This window comes from Streptomyces sp. NEAU-sy36, assembly GCF_013423905.1.
Lineage (GTDB): Bacteria > Actinomycetota > Actinomycetes > Streptomycetales > Streptomycetaceae > Streptomyces > Streptomyces misionensis.
In genome coordinates, this window is sequence record NZ_CP058977.1 from 6553798 (window position 1) to 6576579 (window position 22782).

The 22782-nt window shown below is 73.0% G+C and carries 20 protein-coding genes; 5 read left to right on the forward strand and 15 right to left on the reverse strand.

Annotated elements, in window-relative coordinates; translation table 11 throughout:
- Nucleotides 1-67: 67 nt before the first annotated feature.
- Both HZZ00_RS28490 and HZZ00_RS28495 read left to right on the forward strand, forming a co-directional pair.
- A complete protein-coding gene (locus tag HZZ00_RS28490) occupies nt 68-625 on the forward strand; it encodes a cysteine dioxygenase (protein WP_180329127.1) in 558 nt (185 codons plus the stop codon).
- Nucleotides 622-1035, forward strand: coding sequence for a rhodanese-like domain-containing protein (locus tag HZZ00_RS28495; RefSeq protein WP_257585434.1), 414 nt, complete (start codon nt 622-624; stop codon nt 1033-1035). The genes HZZ00_RS28490 and HZZ00_RS28495 overlap by 4 nt, the downstream gene beginning before the upstream one ends.
- Nucleotides 1036-1146: 111 nt before the next feature.
- Here HZZ00_RS28495 and recX read toward each other — a convergent pair whose 3' ends face one another.
- The 4 genes from recX to HZZ00_RS28515 all read right to left on the reverse strand — a co-directional run bounded on the left by recX (nt 1147) and on the right by HZZ00_RS28515 (nt 5058).
- Entirely contained in the window at nt 1147-1956 is an 810-nt protein-coding gene (recX, locus tag HZZ00_RS28500; RefSeq protein WP_180329128.1) for a recombination regulator RecX, read from the reverse strand.
- A 2-nt stretch (nt 1957-1958) separates the two neighbouring features.
- Nucleotides 1959-3074, reverse strand: a complete 1116-nt coding sequence (recA, locus tag HZZ00_RS28505; protein ID WP_180329129.1) for a recombinase RecA — start codon at nt 3072-3074, stop codon at nt 1959-1961.
- A gap of 398 nt (nt 3075-3472) precedes the next feature.
- On the reverse strand, nt 3473-4699 hold the full coding sequence (locus HZZ00_RS28510) for an AI-2E family transporter (RefSeq protein ID WP_374028488.1): 1227 nt from the start codon (nt 4697-4699) through the stop codon (nt 3473-3475).
- 164 nt (nt 4700-4863) lie between these two features.
- Entirely contained in the window at nt 4864-5058 is a 195-nt protein-coding gene (locus HZZ00_RS28515) for a DUF3046 domain-containing protein (protein ID WP_070026009.1), read from the reverse strand.
- 80 nt (nt 5059-5138) lie between these two features.
- Here HZZ00_RS28515 and HZZ00_RS28520 point away from each other — a divergent pair, with 80 nt between their 5' ends.
- Entirely contained in the window at nt 5139-6083 is a 945-nt protein-coding gene (locus tag HZZ00_RS28520; protein ID WP_180329130.1) for a hypothetical protein, read from the forward strand.
- 55 nt (nt 6084-6138) lie between these two features.
- On the opposite strand, the gene HZZ00_RS28525 is transcribed toward HZZ00_RS28520, so the two are convergent.
- Genes HZZ00_RS28525 through HZZ00_RS28535 form a run of 3 tightly spaced genes read right to left on the reverse strand, consistent with a single transcriptional unit; the run spans nt 6139 to nt 8103 of the window.
- The gene (locus tag HZZ00_RS28525) at nt 6139-6447 is read right to left on the reverse strand and encodes an AzlD domain-containing protein (protein ID WP_180329131.1); all 309 of its coding nucleotides are present in this window, start codon (nt 6445-6447) and stop codon (nt 6139-6141) included.
- Nucleotides 6444-7193, reverse strand: coding sequence for an AzlC family ABC transporter permease (locus tag HZZ00_RS28530; RefSeq protein ID WP_180329132.1), 750 nt, complete (start codon nt 7191-7193; stop codon nt 6444-6446). Before HZZ00_RS28530 ends, HZZ00_RS28525 begins: the two co-directional genes overlap by 4 nt.
- A gap of 22 nt (nt 7194-7215) precedes the next feature.
- The gene (locus HZZ00_RS28535; protein WP_180329133.1) at nt 7216-8103 is read right to left on the reverse strand and encodes an AraC family transcriptional regulator; all 888 of its coding nucleotides are present in this window, start codon (nt 8101-8103) and stop codon (nt 7216-7218) included.
- Nucleotides 8104-8280: 177 nt separating this feature from the next.
- Here HZZ00_RS28535 and HZZ00_RS28540 point away from each other — a divergent pair, with 177 nt between their 5' ends.
- Complete coding sequence (locus HZZ00_RS28540; protein WP_180329134.1) at nt 8281-13242, forward strand: ATP-dependent helicase; 4962 nt, start codon at nt 8281-8283, stop codon at nt 13240-13242.
- Between the two features lie 54 nt (nt 13243-13296).
- Nucleotides 13297-14142, forward strand: coding sequence for an Fpg/Nei family DNA glycosylase (locus tag HZZ00_RS28545; protein WP_180329135.1), 846 nt, complete (start codon nt 13297-13299; stop codon nt 14140-14142).
- Nucleotides 14143-14340: 198 nt separating this feature from the next.
- Here the strand turns inward: HZZ00_RS28545 and HZZ00_RS38845 are convergent, their stop codons facing one another.
- From HZZ00_RS38845 to HZZ00_RS28585, 8 genes are all read right to left on the reverse strand, one after another.
- A complete protein-coding gene (locus HZZ00_RS38845) occupies nt 14341-14664 on the reverse strand; it encodes a hypothetical protein (RefSeq protein WP_257585435.1) in 324 nt (107 codons plus the stop codon).
- 141 nt (nt 14665-14805) lie between these two features.
- Complete coding sequence (locus HZZ00_RS28555; RefSeq protein WP_180329136.1) at nt 14806-15276, reverse strand: Dps family protein; 471 nt, start codon at nt 15274-15276, stop codon at nt 14806-14808.
- Between the two features lie 252 nt (nt 15277-15528).
- Nucleotides 15529-15903: a helix-turn-helix domain-containing protein gene (locus HZZ00_RS28560; protein ID WP_070026017.1), complete on the reverse strand. Its 375-nt coding sequence runs from the start codon at nt 15901-15903 to the stop codon at nt 15529-15531.
- Nucleotides 15904-16012: 109 nt separating this feature from the next.
- Nucleotides 16013-16558 carry a CinA family protein gene (locus HZZ00_RS28565; protein WP_180329137.1) on the reverse strand — a complete coding sequence of 182 codons (546 nt, stop codon included), beginning with the start codon at nt 16556-16558 and terminating at the stop codon, nt 16013-16015.
- Complete coding sequence (gene pgsA, locus HZZ00_RS28570) at nt 16555-17328, reverse strand: CDP-diacylglycerol--glycerol-3-phosphate 3-phosphatidyltransferase (RefSeq protein WP_180329138.1); 774 nt, start codon at nt 17326-17328, stop codon at nt 16555-16557. The genes HZZ00_RS28565 and pgsA overlap by 4 nt, the downstream gene beginning before the upstream one ends.
- On the reverse strand, nt 17325-18797 hold the full coding sequence (rimO, locus tag HZZ00_RS28575) for a 30S ribosomal protein S12 methylthiotransferase RimO (protein WP_180329139.1): 1473 nt from the start codon (nt 18795-18797) through the stop codon (nt 17325-17327). Before rimO ends, pgsA begins: the two co-directional genes overlap by 4 nt.
- Before the next feature lie 92 nt (nt 18798-18889).
- Nucleotides 18890-19732: a helix-turn-helix domain-containing protein gene (locus HZZ00_RS28580; protein WP_180329140.1), complete on the reverse strand. Its 843-nt coding sequence runs from the start codon at nt 19730-19732 to the stop codon at nt 18890-18892.
- A 295-nt stretch (nt 19733-20027) separates the two neighbouring features.
- Complete coding sequence (locus HZZ00_RS28585) at nt 20028-22775, reverse strand: DNA translocase FtsK (protein ID WP_180329141.1); 2748 nt, start codon at nt 22773-22775, stop codon at nt 20028-20030.
- Nucleotides 22776-22782 lie beyond the last annotated feature (7 nt).

Sequence of the window (22782 nt, forward strand, 5' to 3'; positions counted from 1 at the left end):
TTCGCCTCCATTTTCTTCCGGGCGCCGTCGTGCGCCCGTTCCGCGAACCCTCTTCAGGACGGTGCACGTGTCCCTCCCGTCTCCTTCGACGTCTCCTTCCGCGTCCGCTGCCGCCGCTTCGGCGCCCGCCTCCGCGCCCACGCAGGCGGACCTCCTCGACTTCGTGCGACGCACGGCGGCCGACGCCGAACTGCTCGCCTCCCTCCCGCTCGACCCCGAGGGCCGCACATGGGTGCGGCTGGCGGGCCCCGGCGGCAGCGAGGCGTGGCTGATCGGCTGGCCTCCCGGCAGTGGCACCGGCTGGCACGACCACGCCGAATCGGTCGGCGCCTTCCTCACCGCCTCGGGCGAGCTCAAGGAGAACGCGCTCGCCGCCCGGCTGCCCACCGACGGCTGGAAGACCCTGGAACTCGCCGAGGGCGTGGACCGCGAACGGCGGATGCCCGCCGGACAGGGCCGCGCCTTCGGCCGCCACCATGTGCACGAGGTGCTCAACGAGTCCCCCGACCGACACGCCGTCTCCGTGCACGCCTACTACCCGCCCCTCCCCCGGATCCGTCGTTACAGTCGCTCCGGCCAGGTGCTGCGCCTGGAGCAGGTCGAACGCCCGGAGGACTGGCAGTGAGCCCCACCCCGTCCCCGCACCCGGTCGGCATCGACGAGCTGCTGGAGCGGGTGCGCACCGGCTACCGGCGCGTCGAGGCGCGGGAGGCGTACGACGCGGCGCGCGCCGGCGAGGCGCTGCTGGTCGACATCCGGTATGCGGCCCTGCGCGAGCGGGACGGTCTCATCCCCGGGGCCCTGGTGATCGAGCGCAACGAACTGGAGTGGCGCCTCGATCCCCGGGGCAGCCACCGTCTCCCCGAGGCCACCGGCCACGATCTGCGCATCGTGCTGGTCTGCAACGAGGGCTACGCCTCCTCGCTCGCCGCCGCCTCCCTCCACCAGCTCGGCCTCCATCGGGCCACCGACCTGGTCGGCGGCTTCCAGTCCTGGCGCGCGGCCGGTCTGCCGGTGGCGCCGGCGGGAGCCTGAGCGCTGCTCCTTCACCGTGGCCGCCGTCACCGCCGGAACACCGCGGTGCCTCGGTGTTCCGGCCGGGGGTCGACCCCCGGCGGGCCGCCCTGGCGCCCGGCCCGCCCGTTGTCACAGGTCGGGCTCGCCCAGGAAGTCGGTGTCCTCGCCCTCTTCCTCCAGTGCCCGGCGGACGATGCGCAGGGACATCCCTTCCGGGTATCCCTTGCGGGCGAGCATGCCGGCGAGGCGGCGGATGCGCTTGTCGCGGTCGAGGCCCCGGGTGGCGCGCAGCTTGCGGGTGACGAGTTCCCGGGCGGTCGCCTCTTCCTGGTCGGAGTCGAGCTGCCCGACGGCCTCGTCGATCAGCGCCGAGTCGACCCCCTTGGTGCGCAGTTCCCGGGCGAGGGCGCGCCGGGCGAGCCCCCGGCCGTGGTGGCGGGACTCCACCCAGGCGTCCGCGAACGCGCCGTCGTCGATCAGCCCGACCTCCTCGAACCGCGACAGCACCTCCTCGGCCACGTCCTCGGGGATCTCCCGCTTGCGCAGGGCGTCCGCGAGCTGTTTGCGGGTGCGCGGGGTCCCGGTGAGCAGGCGCAGGCAGATCGCCCGTGCCCGCTCGGCCGGGTCCCCGGAGGACTCCCCCCGCTCGGCCCTCGACGAGGAAGAGGCGCCTTCGTTCTCACCACCGGGCGGGTCCCCGAAGCCTCGCCGGCGGCGCCCCCGCGTGCCCCGGGAGCCGGGATCGGCCGGGCCGCCCCCGTGCGGCTCGCCGCTCCCGCCGGCCGGCCGGGTGCCGTCCCCGTGTCCCTCGTGTCCGCCGGTCGCGTACGCGTCGTCGTCACCGCCCGGGGCGAAGGCCGGGTGGCCCCCGGTGCCCCTCCCCCGAGGGGCACCGGGGGTGGCGTACTCGTACTCGGCCCAGTCGGTTCGTCGTGTCACGGTCAGCTCTTGGCAGCGGCGGCCTTGGGCTTGGCGGCCTTGGCGGCCGTCTTGGCGGTGTCTTCGGCCGTCGGGACGGTGGCCGCGGCGTCCGCGGCGGGCTCGGCCGCCGGCTCCTCCGGCCGGACACCCACGCCCAGCTTCTCCTTGATCTTCTTCTCGATCTCGTTGGCCAGGTCGGGGTTGTCCTTGAGGAAGTTGCGCGCGTTCTCCTTGCCCTGGCCGAGCTGGTCGCCCTCGTACGTGTACCAGGCGCCGGCCTTGCGCACGAAGCCGTGCTCCACGCCCATGTCGATCAGGCCGCCCTCGCGGCTGATGCCCTGGCCGTAGAGGATGTCGAACTCGGCCTGCTTGAAGGGCGGCGCGACCTTGTTCTTGACGACCTTGCAGCGGGTGCGGTTGCCGACCGCTTCCGTGCCGTCCTTCAGGGTCTCGATGCGGCGGATGTCGATGCGCACCGAGGCGTAGAACTTCAGCGCCCGGCCGCCGGTCGTGGTCTCCGGCGAGCCGAACATGACACCGATCTTCTCGCGGAGCTGGTTGATGAAGATGGCGGTGGTCTTGGACTGGTTGAGCGCGCTGGTGATCTTCCGCAGCGCCTGGCTCATCAGCCGGGCCTGGAGACCCACGTGGCTGTCGCCCATCTCGCCCTCGATCTCCGCGCGCGGCACGAGCGCGGCGACGGAGTCGATGACGATCAGGTCGAGCGCGCCGGAGCGGACCAGCATGTCCACGATCTCCAGCGCCTGCTCGCCGTTGTCCGGCTGGGACAGGATCAGGTTGTCGATGTCGACGCCGAGCTTGCGCGCGTACTCGGGGTCGAGGGCGTGCTCCGCGTCCACGAACGCGACCTGGCCGCCCGCCTTCTGCGCGTTCGCCACGGCGTGCAGGGTCAGGGTCGTCTTACCGGAGGACTCCGGTCCGTAGATCTCGACGACACGGCCGCGGGGCAGGCCGCCGACGCCGAGCGCCACGTCCAGCGCGGTCGAGCCGGTCGAGATGACCTCGATGGGCTCCTTCGACCGCTCGCCCATGCGCATGACCGCGCCCTTGCCGAATTGCCGTTCAATTTGTGCGAGCGCGGCGTCGAGCGCCTTCTCGCGGTCGGTTCCTGCCATGGGTTCCACCCGGTTTGCTTGAGTCGATCGCTTCACGTCAAAGACGCTAACGCCTGCCACTGACAACGCGCCCCGACGTCGGCCCGGCCTGTGGATAACTGGGGGGCGTATCCACCCAAACCATGACCAAATCTCCCGCTCACGGTCCTGCCGGAGCCTTCATAAGAATGGATGTTCGATTTTCGTGTCAAGCGACACACCGCCCGGCGGACCGCTGGTGACGGCAGCGCGCGGTCTCCCCCGAGACACGGAGCGGACGGACGGTTTCCCAGGCCGCGGCGGGCTCGAAGCGGCAGCCGGTCCAGAACGTGTCGGCATATGTCGACGCCCTTGAGCGTCAGCGTTCCGGGGCGCGGATCGCCCGGACTTCGACGGCACGGGAACCCACGCGCGGGACGTCACCGCCGCGTGCGGGCCGCCCTGATCCGCGCGAGCACCCCGGGACCGGCCGGGGCACGGACGCGGTAGCCGTTCACCCGGGGGTCGTCGGTGACGTCGTACCGCTTCACATAGGCGCCCAGGAACGCCTGGAGGGTGGCCACCGCGGGGATGGCGATCAGCGCGCCGACGGCACCGAGCAGGGCCGTGCCGACGATGACCGAGCCGAAGGCGACGGCCGGGTGGATGTCGACGCTCTTGGCGGTCAGCTTGGGCTGGAGCATGTAGTTCTCGAACTGCTGGTAGATCACGACGAAGACCAGCACCCACACCGCGTACCAGGGCGCGACGGTGAACGCGATCAGCATCGGCAGCGCGCCCGCGAGATAGGTGCCGATGGTGGGGACGAACTGAGAGACCAGCCCCACCCAGACGCCGAGCACGGGCGCGTACGGCACACCCAGGGCCTGGAGCAGGATGTAGTGCGCGATCCCGGAGACGAGCGCCATCAGACCGCGCGAGTAGAGGTAGCCGCCCGTCTTGTCGACGGCGATCTCCCAGGCGCGCAGCACCTCGGCCTGGCGGGCCGGCGGCAGCACGGAGCACAGCGCGCGGCGCAGCCGGGGCCCGTCGGCGGCGAAGTAGAACGAGAACAGCGCGACGGTCAGCATCTGGAAGAGGCCGCCGAGCACCTGCTGGGAGACGTCGAGCACACCGGCCGCGCTGTTCTGCGCGTACTTGCGCAGCCAGTCGGAGCGCAGCACCCCCTCCTGGACGTCGACCCGCTTGAGGTTGGTGTGGAAGGTCGCGTTGGTCCAGTGGATGAGGGAGTCCAGGTAGTCCGGGAAGCCCTCGATCATCTTGATGATCTGCCCGGCCAGCATCGAGCCGAGCAGGGTGACGAATCCCGCGGCGGCGACGGTCAGCAGGAAGAAGACCAGGAAGGTGGCGAGCCCTCTGCGCATGCCACGGGCGGCCATCCGGCTCACCGCGGGCTCGACCGCCAGGGCCAGGAAGAACGCGATCAGGATGTTGATCAGCAGTCCGGTGAGCTGGTGGAAGGCCCAGGTGCCCAGCTGGAAGGCGGCGATCAGCGCGAGCGCGAGCACCATGGCGCGCGGCAGCCAGCGCGGCATGCGGCCCTCCGGCGCGCCGGCCCCGGGGGCCGGTGGCCGGTCGGTCCCCGGCGTAGCGGCCGGGATCGCGGGCCGGGTCGGCTGCTCGATGTCCTCGTCAGTGCGTGCCACCCGCCAAGTCTCGCCCACACCGCCGACAAACGGCGCCCACCTGCGGTTTTCGTGACCGTACGGTGCCGTAGCGTCGACCTCATAACGGACTTCCCAGGCATTTCACCCGAGATCGGTCGGCCTCGATATCGTTCCCTCGATACCGTTCCCTCGGTACCGTTCCCTCAGCGCCGCTCCGCCGGCACGTCCATGACGGTGCACACCACTCGCCACACGTCCTTGGCCGCCCAGCCGGCGTCCAGGGCCTCGTTCACCGTGCGCCCGCCCAGCTCCGTCATCACGTGGTCGCGCGCGAACGTGTCGGCGTACCCGGGACCGAAGTGCTCCGCCATCCGCTGCCAGAAGACCGTCAACCGCATGAATCCAGTATCCCGCCCCTGAGGGTGGGGCCCGCCCGGGACCGCTTGCCAAGGCCGCTTTCCGTCCTACGGTCTGACGCATGGCCGATACCGGAGCTTCCCCACGCCCCTGCGCGCCCCCGGCGCGCTCCCCGCTCTTCAGTGCCGAGCAGTTCGTGTGGCTCACCGCGCGCGTGCTGGAGCAGCGGTTGTTCGCGTACCACTTCCTGCGCGGCGCGCCGGACGCGGTGGAGGCGGCGCTGGACGCCTACCGCAACGAGGACGGCGGGTACGGGCACGCCCTGGAGCCCGATCTGCGCGGCCCCGTGAGCCAGCCCCTGCACACCGCGCACGCGCTGCGCGTGCTGGACGCCGTCGGGCGCTGCGGCGGGCAGCGGGTGGAGCGTGTGTGCCGCTATCTGACCTCCGTCTCCACGGCGGACGGCGCGCTGCCCGCGGTCCACCCGAGCCAGCGCGGATATCCGGCGGCGCCGTTCGTCCCGGTCGTCGACGACCCGCCCAGCGATCTGCTGGCCACCGGGCCGGTGGTGGGGCTGCTGCACCGCAACGAGGTCTGGCACGCCTGGCTGTTCCGGGCCACCGACTTCTGCTGGCAGGCCGTGGAGAACCTGGAGAAGTCGCATCCTTACGAGGTGCAGGCCGCCGTGGCCTTCCTGGACTGCGTTCCCGACCGCCCGCGGGCACAGGCCGCCGCGGACCGGCTGGGCCGCCTGGTGCGCGAGCAGCGGCTCGTTGCCCTGGACCCGGACCGGCTCGACGCCTGCCCGGTGGCCCCCGGATACGCCCCGGGGGAGCACCACTTCCCGCACGACTTCGCCAGAAGCCCCGCCTCGCTCGCGCGCGCGTGGTTCACCGACGAGGAGATGGCGCGCTCCCTGGACCACCTGGCCGCCGAGCAGCGGTCGGACGGCGGCTGGCCCGTCCGCTGGCGCCGCTGGGCACCGGTGCCCGCGCTCGAGGCACGTCCCATGGTGACGATCGAGGCGCTGCGCACCTTGAGGGCGTACGGCCGCTTCGTGGGCTGATCCGATCCGGACCGCGGCGCCCCTCCTGGACCCTCCCCTCGGGACCGCACGCCGCTCAGCCGCCGAGGGCCCGTACGCCGGCCGTCACGACCACGGCCGCCGCGACGACCACGAGGAACGGCGCGCGCAGCACCAGGGCCACGGCGGCCGCCCCGAGCCCCGCGGCCCGGGCGTCCAGCACCAGCGCGTGCCCCTGGGCGAACGTCTGCTGCGCGGTGAGCGCGGCCAGGAGGGCGACGGGCAGCAGAGCCGCGAGCCGCCGCACGAGGGGCCGTTCGATGACATGGGCCGGCACCAGCAGACCCGCGAGCTTGACGGCGTAGCAGCCGAGCGCGGTCAGGCCGATCGCGATCCAGGTGTTCACCGGGCCTCCGCCTCCTCGGGCGCGCCCCCGGGGCCGCGGCCCGCGCGCCGTCCCGACACGAACAGGGCGAGCGGCGCGGCCAGCGCCGCCACCAGGACCGGTACGCCGGCCGGCAGCACGGGCAGCAGACCGAGGCCGAGCAGCACCGCGAGGCCCGCGACCGCGCGCTCGGTTGCCGTCGTCAGCATGGGCGCGAGCAGGGCCAGGAACACGGCCGGTCCGGCCGCGTCCAGCCCCCACGCGCGCGTGTCGCCGATCGCCTTGGCGCCCAGGGCGCCGAGCAGGGTGGTGAGGTTCCACAGCACGTACAGGGTGAGCCCAGTGGCCGTGAAGCCGATCCGGGCGGCCCGCCGGGTGGGCTGTGCCAGGGTGACCGCCGTGGTCTCGTCGATCACCCACTGGGCGGCGAGGGGCCGCACCGCGCGCGGGAGCGCGAGCAACTGGGACAGGCGCAGTCCGTAGAAGGCGTTGCGAACGCCCAGGAAGAAGGCCCCGGCCGCGGCGGTGTAGGGGTTGCCTCCGGCGGCGAGGGCGCCGACCAGGGCGAACTGGGAGGCGCCGGTGAAGACCAGGAGGCTCAGCGCGCAGGTCTGCAGGAGCCCGAGTCCGCTGCCGGCCGAGGTCACCCCGAAGGCGAACCCGGACAGGCCCACGGCGATGCCGACGCCGAGGGCGTCCCGTACGACGGCGGCGTCGGGCTTCGCCGAGCCGCCCAATCCGTCTGTTGTTGCCGTCTGCTGTGCCACCCAGGGACCGTATGTTCGAACGTCAGTCCCGGTCTTGTACGTTCTTGCGCTCGCGCTGGTAGGCGCCCGGGGGGACGCCGACGATGCGGGCGAAGTGCCGGTTGAGGTGCGGCTGGTCGGTGAAGCCGACGGCGACGGCCGCCTCGGCCGGCCGGACCCACTCGTCCAGCAGCAGCCGTGCGCGCCGCACCCGGGCGTCGGTCAGCCAGGTGTGCGGCGGCATGCCGTAGGTCTCGCGAAACGCCCGCAGGAGTGCGAACGGGCTGGTGCCGAGGTCGGCGGCCAGCCGCTCCAGGGTCGGCGGCCCGGCCATGTGCTCCTCCAGCACGGCACGCGCGCGGGCCGCGATCCCGGCCCCTGCCGTGCGCGGCCGCCGCTCGGGCAGCGGGCCGCCGTTCAGCCGCAGCAGCCGGGTCACGGCGATCCGCAGCAGGGTGTCGGCGGCCAGCGCGTTGCCCTGCTCGGCGGCGCGCAGCACCTGGTGGACGAGGCGGACGGTGGCGGGGTCGTCGAGGACGGGACCGACGAAGCCCGGGGTGCCGCGCAGGGTCGTGGTCTCCGCCGCTATCGCCGCCACCACCTCGGGCGAGGGGTAGACCGCGGCGTACCGCCAGCCCTCGGGCACCCCGGCCCGGCCGGTGTGCGGGGTGTCCGGGTTGACCAGCGCGAGGGCCCCCGCGCCCGCGGACACGTCGGAGCCGCCGTGGTGGAACACCTCGACGCCGTCGGCGATGGCGGCGATCACGAAGTTCTCGTGGGTGTGCCGGACGAAGGTCTTGTGGACGTACCGGGCGCGCAGCAGGTCCACGCCGGGCAGCTCCTCGTAGCGCCAGTGCCGCGCCCGCTCCACCGCCCGCCGTTCCCGCTCGCGGGGCGGCCGGTCGTGCCGCGCTCCGGCCGTTCCTGCCATGGGGCCATTCTCCGTCCGGCCGTTCCCGTCCCGCGTTCAGCGTCCATTCTCCGTCCGGCCGGTCCGCCCCCACAGCCGTTTTCCGTCCCGCCGACCGCCCCCTCCTCGCCCGCCCGTCGGGGTGGGGCATTTGCCCAGGTCAGACCGATTGTCAGTGGTCGGGTGCAGGATGGACGCATGGTCAGCTCAGCACACCGGGCCCTCGACGGCTTCTCCCCTGCGACCCGCGGCTGGTTCACGGGGGCGTTCTCCGCGCCCACCGCGGCCCAGGCGGGCGCGTGGCAGGCCATCCAGGCGGGCTCGGACGTGCTGGTGGTCGCGCCGACCGGCTCCGGCAAGACGCTGGCCGCGTTCCTCGCCGCCCTGGACCAGTTGGCCTCGACCCCGCCTCCGGCCGACCCCAGGAAGCGCTGCCGGGTGCTGTACGTCTCACCGCTGAAGGCCCTCGCGGTCGACGTCGAGCGCAATCTGCGCAGCCCGCTGACCGGTATCCGCCAGGAGTCCGTCCGGCTGGGGCTGCCCGAGCCCGAGATCAAGGTCGGCATCCGCTCCGGCGACACCCCGGCCGCCGAGCGCCGCGCCCTGTCCACGCGTCCGCCGGACATCCTGATCACCACTCCCGAATCGCTCTTCCTGATGCTCACCTCGGCCACCCGCGACGCGCTCACGGGCGTGGAGACGGTGATCCTGGACGAGGTGCACGCGGTCGCGGGCACCAAGCGCGGCGCGCACCTCGCGCTCTCCCTCGAGCGCCTGGACGAACTGCTGCCGAAGCCCGCCCGGCGGATCGGCCTGTCGGCGACCGTGCGCCCGGTGGACGAGGTGGCGCGCTACCTCTCGCCGCACCGCAAGGTGGAGATCGTCCAGCCGGAGTCCGGCAAGGAGTTCGACCTCTCGGTGGTCGTCCCGGTCGAGGACATGGGCGAACTGGGCGGCTCCCCCGCCACCGACGCGGCCGAGGGCGCCGAGCGGCCGTCGATCTGGCCACAGGTCGAGGAGCGGATCGCCGACCTGGTGCAGTCGCACCGCTCCACCATCGTCTTCGCCAACTCCCGGCGCCTGGCCGAGCGGCTGTGCAACCGGCTCAACGAGATCGCGTACGAGCGCGCGACCGGCGAGCCGCTGGCCGAGCACCACGCGCCGGCCCAGCTGATGGGCGGCTCGGGCGCGGCCCAGGGCGCGCCCCCGGTGATCGCCCGCGCCCACCACGGCTCGGTGTCCAAGGAGCAGCGCGCGCTGGTCGAGGAGGACCTGAAGGCGGGCCGGCTGCCCGCGGTGGTCGCCACCTCCAGCCTGGAGCTGGGCATCGACATGGGCGCGGTCGATCTCGTCGTCCAGGTGGAGTCCCCGCCCTCGGTCGCCTCCGGGCTCCAGCGCGTGGGCCGCGCCGGGCACCAGGTGGGCGCCGTCTCCACCGGTGTGGTCTTCCCCAAGTACCGGGGCGACCTGGTACAGGCGGCGGTGGTCACCGAGCGGATGCGCACGGGCGCCATCGAGTCCCTGAAGGTGCCCGCGAACCCACTGGACGTGCTCGCCCAGCAGCTCGTGGCGATGACGGCACTGGACACCTGGCAGTTCGACGACCTGCTGACCGTGGTGCGCCGCGCGGCTCCCTTCGCCTCCCTCCCCGAGTCGGCGTTCACGGCGGTCCTGGACATGCTCGCCGGGCGCTACCCGTCGGACGCGTTCGCCGAACTGCGCCCCCGGGTGGTGTGGGACCGGGTGGCCGGCACCATCACCGGCCGGCCCGGCGCCCAGCGGCTGGCCGTCACCTCCGGCGGCACCATCCCGGACCGGGGCCTGTTCGGGGTCTTCCTCGCCGGCAGCGACCCCAAGAAGGGCGGTGGCCGGGTCGGCGAGCTGGACGAGGAGATGGTCTACGAGTCGCGTGTGGGCGACGTCTTCACACTGGGCACCAGTTCCTGGCGCATCGAGGACATCACCCGCGACCGGGTGCTGGTCTCGCCCGCGCCGGGCGTGCCGGGCCGGCTGCCGTTCTGGAAGGGTGACCAGCTGGGCCGTCCGCTCGAACTGGGCCGCGCGGTCGGCGCGTTCCTGCGCGAGGTCGGCTCGCTGCCCAAGGACGACGCCCGGCTGCGGCTGCTCACCGCGGGCCTGGACGCATGGGCGGCGGACAACGTGCTGTCCTACCTGGAGGAGCAGCGCGAGGCCTGCGGCCACGTCCCGGACGACCGCACGATCGTGGTGGAGCGCTTCCGGGACGAGCTGGGTGACTGGCGGGTGGTCGTCCACTCCCCCTTCGGCGCCCAGGTCCACGCCCCGTGGGCGCTCGCGCTCGGCGCCCGGCTGTCCGAGCGTTACGGCATGGACGCGCAGGTCATGCACGCCGACGACGGCATCGTGCTGCGCCTGCCCGACGCGGATCTGATGAGCCTGGACCTGCTCGACAACGACCCCGTGAGGGCGGGCACCGAGTACGACAGCGAGCAGGCGCCCGTGGGCGCGGCGGACGTCGCCTTCGACAAGGGCGAGGTCGACCAGGTCGTCACCGACCAGGTCGGCGGCTCGGCCCTGTTCGCCTCCCGGTTCCGCGAATGCGCCGCGCGCGCCCTGCTGCTGCCGCGCCGCAACCCGGGCAAGCGCACCCCGCTGTGGCAGCAGCGCCAGCGGGCCGCCCAACTGCTCCAGGTGGCGAGCGAGTTCGGCTCGTTCCCGATCGTGCTGGAGGCCGTCCGCGAATGCCTCCAGGACGTCTTCGACGTCCCCGGGCTGGCCGAGCTGATGGGCGACATCGAGTCCCGCAAGGTGCGTCTGGTCGAGGTCACCACCCCGGAGCCGTCCCCGTTCGCCCGCTCCCTGCTGTTCGGTTACGTCGCCCAGTTCCTGTACGAGGGCGACTCCCCGCTGGCCGAACGCCGGGCCGCCGCGTTGTCCCTGGACTCCCGGCTGCTGGCCGAGCTGCTGGGCCAGGCGGAGCTGCGCGAGCTGCTCGACGCCGATGTGCTGACCGAGCTGGAGCGCGAACTCCAGTGGCTGACCGACGACCGCCGGGTCAAGGACGTGGAGGGCGTCGCCGACGTGCTGCGGCTGCTCGGGCCGCTCACCGAGGCCGAGCTGGTCGCGCGCGGCGCCGATCCGCACTGGGTGCGGGAGCTGGCCGGGGCCCGCCGGGCGATCAAGGTCCGGATCGCCGGCGCCGACCACTGGGCGGCGATCGAGGACGCGGGCCGGCTGCGCGACGCGCTCGGCACCGCGCTGCCCGTCGGCGTCCCCGAGGCCTTCACCGAGCCGGTCAAGGACCCCCTGGGCGACCTCCTCGCGCGCTACGCCCGTACGCACGGGCCGTTCACCTCGGCCACCGCGGCCGACCGTTTCGGCCTGGGCGTGGCGATCACCGACGGCGCCCTCCAGCGGCTCGCCGCCGGCGGCCGGGTGGTGCAGGGCGAGTTCCACCCCGCGGGCATCGGTCAGGAGTGGTGTGACGCGACCGTGCTGCGACGGCTGCGCCGCCGCTCCCTGGCGGCCCTGCGGCACGAACTGGAACCCGTGCCGCCCGCCGCGCTCGCCCAGTTCCTGCCCCAGTGGCAGCACATCGGCAAGGGGCACGGCCTGCGGGGCATCGACGGACTGGTGCGCGCCGTCGAGCAGTTGCAGGGCGCCTCGGTGCCCGCCTCCGCGCTGGAGAAACTGGTCCTGCCGTCCCGCGTGGCCCACTACACCCCGTCGATGCTGGACGAGTTGACCGCAGCCGGCGAGGTGGTGTGGGCCGGCGCGGGCGCGCTGCCCGGCAAGGACGGCTGGGTCTCGCTCTATCTGGCGGACGCGGCACCGCTGTTGCTCCCGCCCCCGCACCCGCTGGAGCTGACCGCGCTCCACCAGTCCGTCCTGGACGCGCTGTCCGGCGGCTACGGCCTGTTCTTCCGGCAGATCGCCGACCAGGTCCGCGCGACCACCCACCCCGACGCCACGGACCCCCAACTCGCCGACGCCCTCTGGGACCTGGCCTGGTCGGGCCGGCTCACCAACGACACGCTGGCCCCGATGCGGGCCCTGCTGGGCTCGGGCCGTACGGCGGGTTCGACCGCCCACCGCGCCAAGCGCTCCGTGCCGCGCGGGCGTTACGGCTCTCTGACGGCCGCCGCCCGCACCGCCTCCCGTACCGGCCCGCCGTCCGTCGCGGGGCGTTGGTCGCTGCTGCCCGTGGCCGAGCCGGACGCCACCGTGCGCGCGCACGCGCTGGCCCGCACCCTGCTGGACCGGCACGGCGTGGTGACCCGGGGAGCGGTCGCCGCGGAGGGCGTCGAGGGTGGCTTCTCCGCGGTCTACCGGGTGCTGTCCGCCTTCGAGGAGAGCGGCCAGGCCAGGCGCGGTTACGTGGTCGAGGGGCTGGGCGCGGCCCAGTTCGCCATGGACGGCGCGGTGGACCGGCTGCGCGCGGTGTCCAGCGCCCGCGATCGGGGCGAGGCCGCGCTGCCCGCCCCGGCCCCGCCCCACGGCTTCACCCCCGCCGCTCCGGACGGCTTCGCCGGTACCGACGGTGATCCGCACGGCCACACGCCGTCCGGCGCCGACGGCGGCTTCGCCCACCCGGGTCTCGACGACGACTTCGCCTGGCCCCCGGCCGGCCTCCCGCCCACCGGGCCCGGTGGGTACGTCTCGCCCCGCGACCTACCCGACCCCTTCTCCGCCCCCGGCTACGGCGGCCCCCGCGGCGGCGGGGCCACCGGTTACGGCGCGGCCCCGCTCGGGGGGTACGGCGAGCAGCGCACCCGGGGCCGTGCCCCCGACCCGCGAGCCGTGGTGCTCGCCGCCGCCGACCCGGCGAACGCCTACGGCGCGGCCCTGCCCTGGCCCGAGCCGCCGACCGGGGCCGGCCACAAGCCGGGCCGCAAGGCGGGCTCCCTGGTCGTCCTGGTGGAGGGCGAGCTGACCCTGTACATGGAGCGCGGCGGCAAGACGCTCCTGGCCTGGCCCGTCACCCCCGACACCGCGGCCGGGGACGACCCCCGTCTGCGCACGGCCGCCGAGGCCCTCGCCGAGGCCGCCCGCGCCGGCTCCCTCGGCACGGTCACGGTCGAGCGGATCAACGGCACCCCGGCCCTTACCTCCCCGACCGGCGCCCTCCTGGAAGGAGCGGGCTTCGTGGCCACGCCGCGCGGCCTGCGCCTGAGAGCGTGACCCCGTTGCCCGCGGCCCGCCGCCCTGCCGCCTCGCCGTGGCACCCTTGGACCCATGCCCGAAGGTGACACGGTCTGGCAGGCCGCGCGGCGGCTGCACGAGGCCCTCGCGGGCAAGACGCTGACCCGCAGCGACTTCCGGGTGCCGAAGTACGCCACGGTCGACCTTGCCGGCCGCCGGGTGCTGAGCACCATCCCGCGCGGCAAGCACCTGCTCACCCGCTTCGAGGGCGGTCTGACCCTGCACACGCATCTGCGGATGGAGGGCTCCTGGAAGGTGTACGGCACGGGCGAGCGCTGGCGGGGCGGACCGGCGCACCAGATCCGCGCGATCCTCGCCGCCGCCGACCGCACGGCCGTCGGCTATCGCCTCCAGGTCCTGGAACTGCTGCGCACCACCGAGGAGGAGCGGGTCGTCGGTCACCTCGGCCCCGATCTGCTCGGCCCGGACTGGGACCCGGAGCGTGCCCTGGACCGGCTGCTCGCGGACCCGGCCCGCCCGCTCGGCGAGGCCCTGCTGGACCAGCGCAATCTGGCCGGAATCGGCAACATCTACAAGAGCGAACTGTGTTTTCTGCTCGGCGTCACCCCCTGGCTGCCGGTCGGCGCGCTGCCCGCGGACCGCGCCGAGAAGCTGCCGGGCCTCGCCCAGCGGCTGCTGGAGGCCAACCGCGACCGCCCGGTCCGCCGGACCACCGGGCTGCGCCACCACGACCTGTTCGTCTACGGTCGCGCGCCCCGCCCCTGTCTGCGCTGCCACACCTCGGTCCGCGTGGCCGACCAGGGCGACGGCTCCCAGGACCGCCCCACCTACTGGTGCCCCACCTGCCAGACCGGCCCCGCCCCGGCTCCGGGCGCGCCCCAGCGCTGGCGCGAGCGCCACCGCCGAACTCCCACCTGACCCCCCGGCGACCGGCGACCGTATACGGGGATACGGGATACGGGCCACCGTTCACAATCGACCGAGCGACCTCACCCGAACGCGATCACGAACTAGATCACGCAGACGCCGCTCACGCTCCTCACCCACCGGACGGACCCGTGCCGGCCCTCCGTTCACCGACCCCGGCCCCAGTCGGCCCGCACAGCCGGGCCACCTTCACCACGGCCCGGATATCTCACCCGAACGAGACCCCGCCGCCCCCGCGTCCTCCACCCCCGCGTCCGCCACCCTCTCCCCCGCTTCCCCATCCCCCGTCTCTCCCACCCGCCAGGCCGCCGCCCAGCGCCCGGAGTCCAGCGCCCCCGCCGCCCGCCCCTTGGGCGCGCAGTGCACCGGCAGCACGCTCAGTCCCCACCCGCCGGCCGCGACAGCCGCTTCCAGGACGCCCGCGCCCTGCCCCAGGGCGAGCCGCAGCACGGCCCACCACCACACCGCGCCGCATCCCAGCGCCACCGTCCGGCGCACCGTACGCCCGGTCATGCCCGCCACCACCTCCCGCCGGACGCCGCCCCGTCGTGCCCGCCCCGCGCGCCAGGCGCGTCAGGGGCGTCAGGGGCGCGTGGTCGCGGCGCCGGGCCGCCGGCCCGGCCCGTACCGGGCCCCGAGCCGCACCGGCAATCGCTACGCGTTCTCCGCCTGGAACATCCAGTGGTGCTTCTCCAGGTCCGCGGTGATCCCGATGAAGATGTCCTGGGTGACCGGGTCCGGCTCCGCCGTGGCCCGCACCCGCTCCCGCATGCGGCCGATCACCGCGCCGAGGGCGTCCACCATCGTGCCGACCGCGTCCCCGTCCTTGACCCAGCCCGACGGGGTGCCTTTGATGCCGCTGCCGGAGGCGACCGTGGCGGCACGGCCGTCGGGCGGGATGCCCAGCGCCGAGGCGCGCTCGGCAACCGTGTCGGAGTGGGCGCGGGCGGAGGCGACGACCTCGTCCAGCTGGAGGTGGACCGACCGGAACCGGGGCCCGACGATGTTCCAGTGGATCTGCTTGCCGGCCAGGGACAGGTCCACCAGATCGACCAGGGCGCCCTGCAACGCCTCGGACACGGTCTTCAGGTCCGCGTCGGCCAACGGGCTCTTCACGACGTACATCCGCTTCCTCCGGCGGTCGGGCGGCCCTCACGGCCGTCACGTCCCTCCACCATGACCGCCCGGCCGGATACCGGCAAACGGACGCATTCCGGACAGACACCGTGCGTCACCGAGGCACCTTCAGCCCCCGCCCCCTCACGGGCCTCACGCAGAGGCCACGCACAGCACAAAGCCCCGGCCGCGCCCCTGGGTTGGATCCCGGGAGCCCCGGCCGGGGCCTCACTGTGTCTGTCGGTCGGACCGCCGGAAAACTCAGGCGGCGACCACGTCCACCGCCTTCGCGGGTGCCTTGATGGTCACCCGTTCCGGTGGCACACCGGTCACCGAGACAGAACCCAGCATCGGACGGACCGGCGTGGGCACGGGCTCGGTGGCCGCGGCGGACTGGGCCAGCTCGGCGAGCGCCAGCTCGTCGCTCACTTCTCGCATGAGTTCCGACATCCGTACGTCCAGCGCGTCGCAGATGGCGGAGAGCAGCTCGGAGGAAGCCTCCTTCTGCCCCCGCTCCACCTCGGAGAGATAGCCGAGTGAGACTCGGGCGGACGAGGAGACTTCGCGCAGAGTACGGCCCTGGCGTTGGCGCTGCCGACGCAGCACGTCACCCAGCAGGCGACGGAGCAGAATCATCGGTGGCTCCCTCCTCGGACCGCGTAGCCGCATCCTTCACGCCCCACCGTACCGCCTCGCGCTGCGGCCGTGCGGGGAGCGATGTCGTGTTCACTCAGGGCTGCAAACATCAAAACCCCCCGTTCCGTTCCGTATCCTGTGCCCGCTCATTCCCATACTGTTCGCCCGCAACCCGCTCCAGGAGCAGTGCGAGTACGCTCCGTACACTCTCCATACGAATTTCCGTACGGCTGCCGTTCAACCGCAGGGCCTCCACTTTTCCGCCACCGGCGGAACGAGCGGCTGCCGTCAGCGGTCCGTCGACGGCCACGAAGACCGTACCGACCGGTTGGCCGTCCTGTGGGTCGGGGCCGGCGACCCCGGTGGTCGCGATGCCCCAGTCGGCCCCCAGAGCCTTCCGCACCCCGGCCGCCATCTGACCCGCGACCTGCGGGTCCACCGCCCCCTGCCGCTCCAGCAGGGTGGCGTCGACGCCCAGCAGCCGGTGCTTCAGCTCGGTGGCGTAGGCGGTGACCGAGCCCCGGAACACCTTGGACGCCCCGGGCACCGCGGTGATCTCCGCCGCGACCATTCCACCCGTGAGCGACTCGGCGACCGCGAGGGTCTCGCCCCTCACCGTCAGTAGTCTCACCAGGTCGGTGGCCGGAGAATTCACGCTTCCTTCTCCTCCAACGCCGCCGCGCGCTCGGCGATTCCCCGCCGGCGCAGCACAATGGCCTGTCTTACATAGTCGAGACCGGTGGCGACGGTCAGGACGACCGCCGCAGCCATCACCCAGAACCGCAGTGTGGCCAGCCATCCCGTCAGCGCCAGCACATACATCCCGACCGCCACACCCTGAGTGAGGGTCTTGAGCTTGCCGCCGCGGCTGGCCGGGATCACGCCATAGCGAATGACCAGAAAACGCAGCAGGGTGATGCCGAGTTCCCGGCCGAGGATCACGATCGTCACCCACCACGGCAGATCGCCGAGGGACGACAGACAGATCAGCGCCGCCCCCATGATCGCCTTGTCGGCGATGGGGTCGGCGATCTTTCCGAAGTCGGTGACGAGGTTGTAGGTACGCGCCAGGTGACCGTCGAACAGGTCGGTGATCATGGCGATGGCGAAGGCCGCCCAGGCGAGGGAGCGCCAGGCCGGGTCGTATCCGCCGCCCGCCAGCATCAGCGCCACGAAGCCCGGCACCAGCACCAGCCGGAGCATGGTCAGCAGATTGGCGACGTTCCAGACGCTCGCCTGGTTGACCGCCGCGGCGGTGATCTTCCCGCCGCGTGCGGGCCGCCCGTCGGCCGACGGACCGGCGCCGGGAGCGGATTCGGGTGCGGGACCGGAGACCTCGGGAGCCACGCCGTCGGCAGCTGCGGCGCTCCGGGCGCCGTGCGCGCCGGAGGAGCCGCCCGCGGCGGATGCCGGGACTCCGGTCATCTGCCCGCCTCCTCACTACACGCGAGCGAGCCGGTCAGCGGCTCGGCCACCAGGTCGACACCCTCCGTACCGACCACCTTCGCCTCGACCATACGTCCGACGGCAAGGCCCTCGCCGCTCGTGAGCAGCACCTGGCCGTCGGTCTCGGGAGCCTGGTGCGCGGCACGGCCGTACACGCCCTCCTCGCCGTCCACCGACTCCACCAGGACGTGCACACTCTCGCCGACGCGCTCCTCGGCGCGCTGCGAGACCAGTTCCTCGGCGAGCCGGGAGATGCGGGCCAGGCGCTCGGCGACGACGTCCTCGTCCAGCTTGTTGTCGTAGGTGGCCGCCTCGGTGCCCTCCTCGTCGGAGTAGCCGAAGACGCCGATGGCGTCCAGGCGGGCGCCGTTCAGGAACCGCTCCAGCTCCGCCAGGTCCGCCTCGCTCTCGCCGGGGAAGCCGACGATGAAGTTGGAGCGCACACCGGCCTGGGGGGCCTTGGAACGGATGGTGTCGAGCAGCTCGAGGAAGCGGTCGGTGTCGCCGAAGCGGCGCATCGAGCGCAGCACGCCGGGAGCGGAGTGCTGGAAGGACAGGTCGAAGTACGGCGCGATCTTGGGCGTCGAGGTGAGCACGTCGATCAGCCCGGGGCGCATCTCGGCCGGCTGGAGGTAGCTGACCCGGATCCGCTCGATGCCGTCGATGCCGGCCAGTTCCGGCAGCAGGGACTCCAGCAGGCGGATGTCGCCCAGGTCCTTGCCGTAGGAGGTGTTGTTCTCGGAGACCAGCATGATCTCCTTCACGCCCTGCTCGGCCAGCCAGCGCGACTCGTTGAGCACGTCACTGGGGCGGCGGGAGATGAAGGAGCCGCGGAAGGACGGGATGGCGCAGAAGGAGCAGCGCCGGTCGCAGCCGGAGGCGAGCTTCACCGAGGCCACCGGGGAGCCGTCCAGACGGCGGCGCAGGGGCGCGCGGGGGCCGGAGGCGGGGGCCACGCCCTCCGGGAGGTCGGCCGGGCCGTGGCCGGGCAGCGCGACGGCGGCCGCCGAGTCCTGGCGCTCGGCCGGGCTGATCGGCAGCAGCTTGCGGCGGTCGCGCGGGGTGTGGGAGGCGTGGATGCCGCCGGACAGGATGGTCTGCAGGCGGTCGGAGATGTCCGCGTAGTCGTCGAAGCCGAGCACGCCGTCGGCCTCGGGCAGCGCTTCGGCGAGCTCCTTGCCGTATCGCTCGGCCATGCAACCCACCGCCACGACGGCCTGGGTTCTGCCATGGTCCTTGAGGTCGTTGGCCTCCAGGAGGGCGTCGACGGAGTCCTTCTTGGCGGCTTCGACGAAGCCACAGGTGTTGACCACGGCGACGTCGGCTTCCGCGGCATCCTCGACGAGCTGCCAGCCGTCCGCCTCCAAACGGCCTGCGAGCTCCTCGGAGTCCACCTCGTTACGAGCGCAGCCGAGAGTGACGAGTGCGACGGTACGGCGTTCAGGCATGGGCTCAAGAGTACTTTGTCTCACCGACAGCCCATGTCGACGGGGTTGGCCGAATCCGGCCGACCCCGTCGGCGACGTGCCGCCGAGGGCGGTCAGCCCGCTACCGGGTCGCCCTTGGTGTAGGTCAGGCGCTCCACGGCGCCGGGCCGGAAGTTGTCCTCGATCTTCTTGCCGTTGACGTACAGCTCGATCGCGCCGGCGTCCCCGAGGATGAGGTTGATCTTGGTGTTGTCCTGGAACGTCTTGGACTGCCCCTTGTCCAGCAGGCCGTCGAAGAGCATCCGGCCGTTGTGGTCCTTGGCCGAGATCCAGCTGCGTCCGTTGGGCGCGCTGACCTGGACGGTCACCTTGTCCTGCGGGGCGGCCGCGATGGCGCTGTCGGTGGGCTCGGGGGTCGGGTCGGCGGGCTTGTCCCTGGTCGGCGCGGGCGAGGCCGGCTTACTGGCGGCGGGCGTGGAGCCCTCGGCCAGCTGCGACTTCGCGTCGCTGCTGCCGCCGCCGCCCTTGACTGCGGTGAAGCCGACGAAACCGATCACGACGACGATCGCGGCGACCATGGCCGCGGTCCAGTTCGGACCGCGCCGCTCGGGCCGGATCCGCTCGGCCTCGAACAGGGGCGCGGCCGGGGTGGGCGCGGGCCGGCCGCCGTGTTCCGCGTCGTACTGGGCGACGAGCGGCTCGGGATCGAGGTGGACGGCCCTGGCCAGCGTGCGGATGTGACCGCGCGCGTACACGGCACCGCCACAGGGGCCGAAGTCGTCCGCCTCGATGGCGTGCACGATGGCGAGGCGGACACGAGTGGCGCTGCTGACGTCGTCCACGGTGAGCCCGGCCGCGATCCGCGCCTGCTGGAGGGCACGGCCCACGGAGATTCGGGCTTCCTGGGACTCGTCTGGGAAGGGACGCTCGTCTTCAGGGGAGTTGCCGATGGACACGGGGGCGCCTTTCGAGCGTGTAGCCACCTGTGCTGGAAGCTCAGTCTAGGGGGGGTACGAAAGGGTGGGGCAACCGGGCGGTACGACTTTCTACGCCATCGGAATGGCCCGACAATCCGGTGGCTGGACAGGCGCGTGCCCCGCAACGGGAGGCTCACCCGTCCTCTCGCTCAACTTGACGTGGGACAAAGGGAAACGGTTGCCCGCCGCTCTCTAACGGGTGGATCACGACGACGGTCGAGCACGGCGGGCCCGCCGCCCGGCAGACCTCGCGTGAACCGGGCGGCTCTTCGTACTATCCCTCAGTCTCACCGCGGATCAGGGCGAGCACGCCGTCCAGTTCATCCGGTTTCACCAGAACGTCACGCGCCTTGGAGCCCTCGCTGGGTCCCACGATGTTGCGGGACTCCATGAGGTCCATGAGCCGGCCGGCCTTGGCGAAGCCGACGCGCAGCTTGCGCTGGAGCATGGACGTGGAGCCGAACTGGGTGGAGACGACCAGCTCGGCCGCCTGGCACAGCAGGTCGAGGTCGTCGCCGATGTCCTCGTCGATCTCCTTCTTCTGCTTGGTGCCGACCGTGACGTCGTCCCGGAAGACCGGGGTCATCTGCTCCTTGCAGTGCCGGACGACGGCCGCGACCTCCTCCTCGGTCACGAAGGCGCCCTGCATACGGGTCGGCTTGTTGGCGCCCATCGGCAGGAAGAGGCCGTCGCCCTTGCCGATCAGCTTCTCGGCGCCGGGCTGGTCCAGGATGACGCGGGAGTCGGCCAGCGAGGAGGTGGCGAAGGCGAGCCGGGAGGGCACATTGGCCTTGATCAGACCGGTGACCACGTCGACGGAGGGGCGCTGGGTGGCGAGCACCAGGTGGATGCCGGCCGCACGGGCGAGCTGGGTGATGCGCACGATCGCGTCCTCGACGTCGCGCGGCGCGACCATCATCAGGTCGGCCAGCTCGTCCACGATCACCAGCAGATAGGGGTACGGCTGGAGCTCGCGCTCGCTGCCCTCCGGCGGCTTGACCTTGCCCTCGCGCACGGCCCGGTTGAAGTCGTCGATGTGCCGGTAGCCGTAGGCCGCGAGGTCGTCGTAGCGCAGGTCCATCTCGCGCACCACCCACTGCAGCGCCTCGGCGGCCCGCTTGGGATTGGTGATGATCGGCGTGATCAGGTGCGGGATGCCCTCGTAGGCGGTCAGCTCGACCCGCTTGGGGTCGACCAGGATCATCCGTACGTCCTCCGGGGTCGCCCGCATCATGATCGAGGTGATCAGACAGTTGATACAGGACGACTTGCCGGAGCCGGTGGCGCCCGCGACCAGCATGTGCGGCATCTTCGCCAGCGAGTGCATGACATAGCCGCCCTCGACGTCCTTGCCGAAGGCGACCAGCATCGGGTCGTCGTCCTCGGCGGACTCCGCGAGGCGCAGCACGTCGCCGAGGTTGACCATCTCCCGGTCGGTGTTGGGGATCTCGATGCCCACCGCGGACTTGCCGGGGATGGGGCTGATGATCCGCACGTCGGGGCTGGCGACGGCGTACGCGATGTTCTTGGTGAGCGCGGTGATCCGCTCCACCTTGACGGCGGGTCCGAGTTCCACCTCGTAGCGGGTGACCGTCGGGCCCCGGGTGAAGCCGGTGACGGCGGCGTCGACCTTGAACTCGGCGAAGACCTGGGTGAGCGCGGCGACTATGGCGTCGTTGGCGGCGCTGCGGGCCTTGCCGGGGCCGCCGCGCCGGAGCAGGTCCAGGGCGGGCAGCGCGTAGGTGATGTCCCCGGACAGCTGTAGCTGCTCGGCCCGGGAGGGCAGGTCGCGGGGCTTGTCGGGGGCCTTCTTGGTGAGGTCGGGTACGACGGACCCGCTCTCGGTCCTCCGCTGCTCGGGGCGCGCGCCCGGGACCGGCTTCGCGGGCGGCTCCGGCACCGGGACCGGGGTGGTCTCCTCGCGGTCGCCGACGCTGACGCCCTGGGTGAGGTCGGCGACCAGCGGGGAGGGCGGCATGCCGTGCAGGACGGCGCCGTCGAGCGCGGCGGCGGCAGCGGCGGCCACGTCCACGGCGTCCATCTGCCGCTGCGGGTCCGGCTGGGGCACCGCGGAGCGCCTGGGGCGGCCGCGGCGGCGCGTGAGGGCCTCGTCCTCGGCACCCTCCGGGTCGTAGGCCCCGGGCCCGGTCGCGCGCTTGCGGGAGCGGGCGGGCAGCGCCTCGCGCCACTGCTCCTCGTAGCGCTCGTCGTCCTCGGTGTACTCCTCCGCCTCGCGGTCGTGCAGGACACCCAGCCGCACGCCCAGGGCGCGCAGCCGCTGCGGGATGGCGTTGACCGGGGTGGCGGTGACCACGAGCAGCCCGAAGACGGTCAGCAGCACCAGCAGGGGCACGGCGAGCATCTCGGTCAGGGCGTACGTCAGCGGGGTGGCCGCGGCCCAGCCGATGAGGCCGCCGGCGTCCCTTATGGCCTGCATGCCGTCGTCGCGGGCGGGCGAGCCGCAGGCGATGTGCACCTGGCCGAGCACGCCGATGACGAGCGCGGACAGGCCGATCACGATCCGTCCGTTGGCCTCGGGTTTCTCCGGGTGCCGGATCAGCCGTACGGCGATCACCGCGAGCAGTATCGGCACCAGCAGGTCGAGCCGGCCGAAGGCGCCGGTGACCAGGACCTCCACCAGGTCGCCGACCGGGCCCTTGAGGTCGGCCCAGGTGCCGGCGGCGACGATCAGCGCGATGCCGAACAGCAGCAGCGCGACGCCGTCCTTGCGGTGGGCCGGGTCGAGGTTGCGCGCGCCCTGTCCTATGCCGCGGAAAACGGCGCCGACCGCGTGCGCGAGACCGAGCCAGAGGGCGCGCACCAGGCGGAAAAGCCCCCCGGTGGGGCTCGGCGCCGGCCTCGGCGGGACCTTCTTCGCCGCGGCCTTCCTGGCGGGTGCCTTCCTGGCGGGCCCCTTCTTGGCCGGGGCCTTCTTCACGACGGCCTTCCGCGCCGGAGCCTTCGCGGGAGCGACCGCCTTCTTCGCGGGCTGCTTCTTGGCTGCGGAGGGACGTGAGGCCATGGAAGTG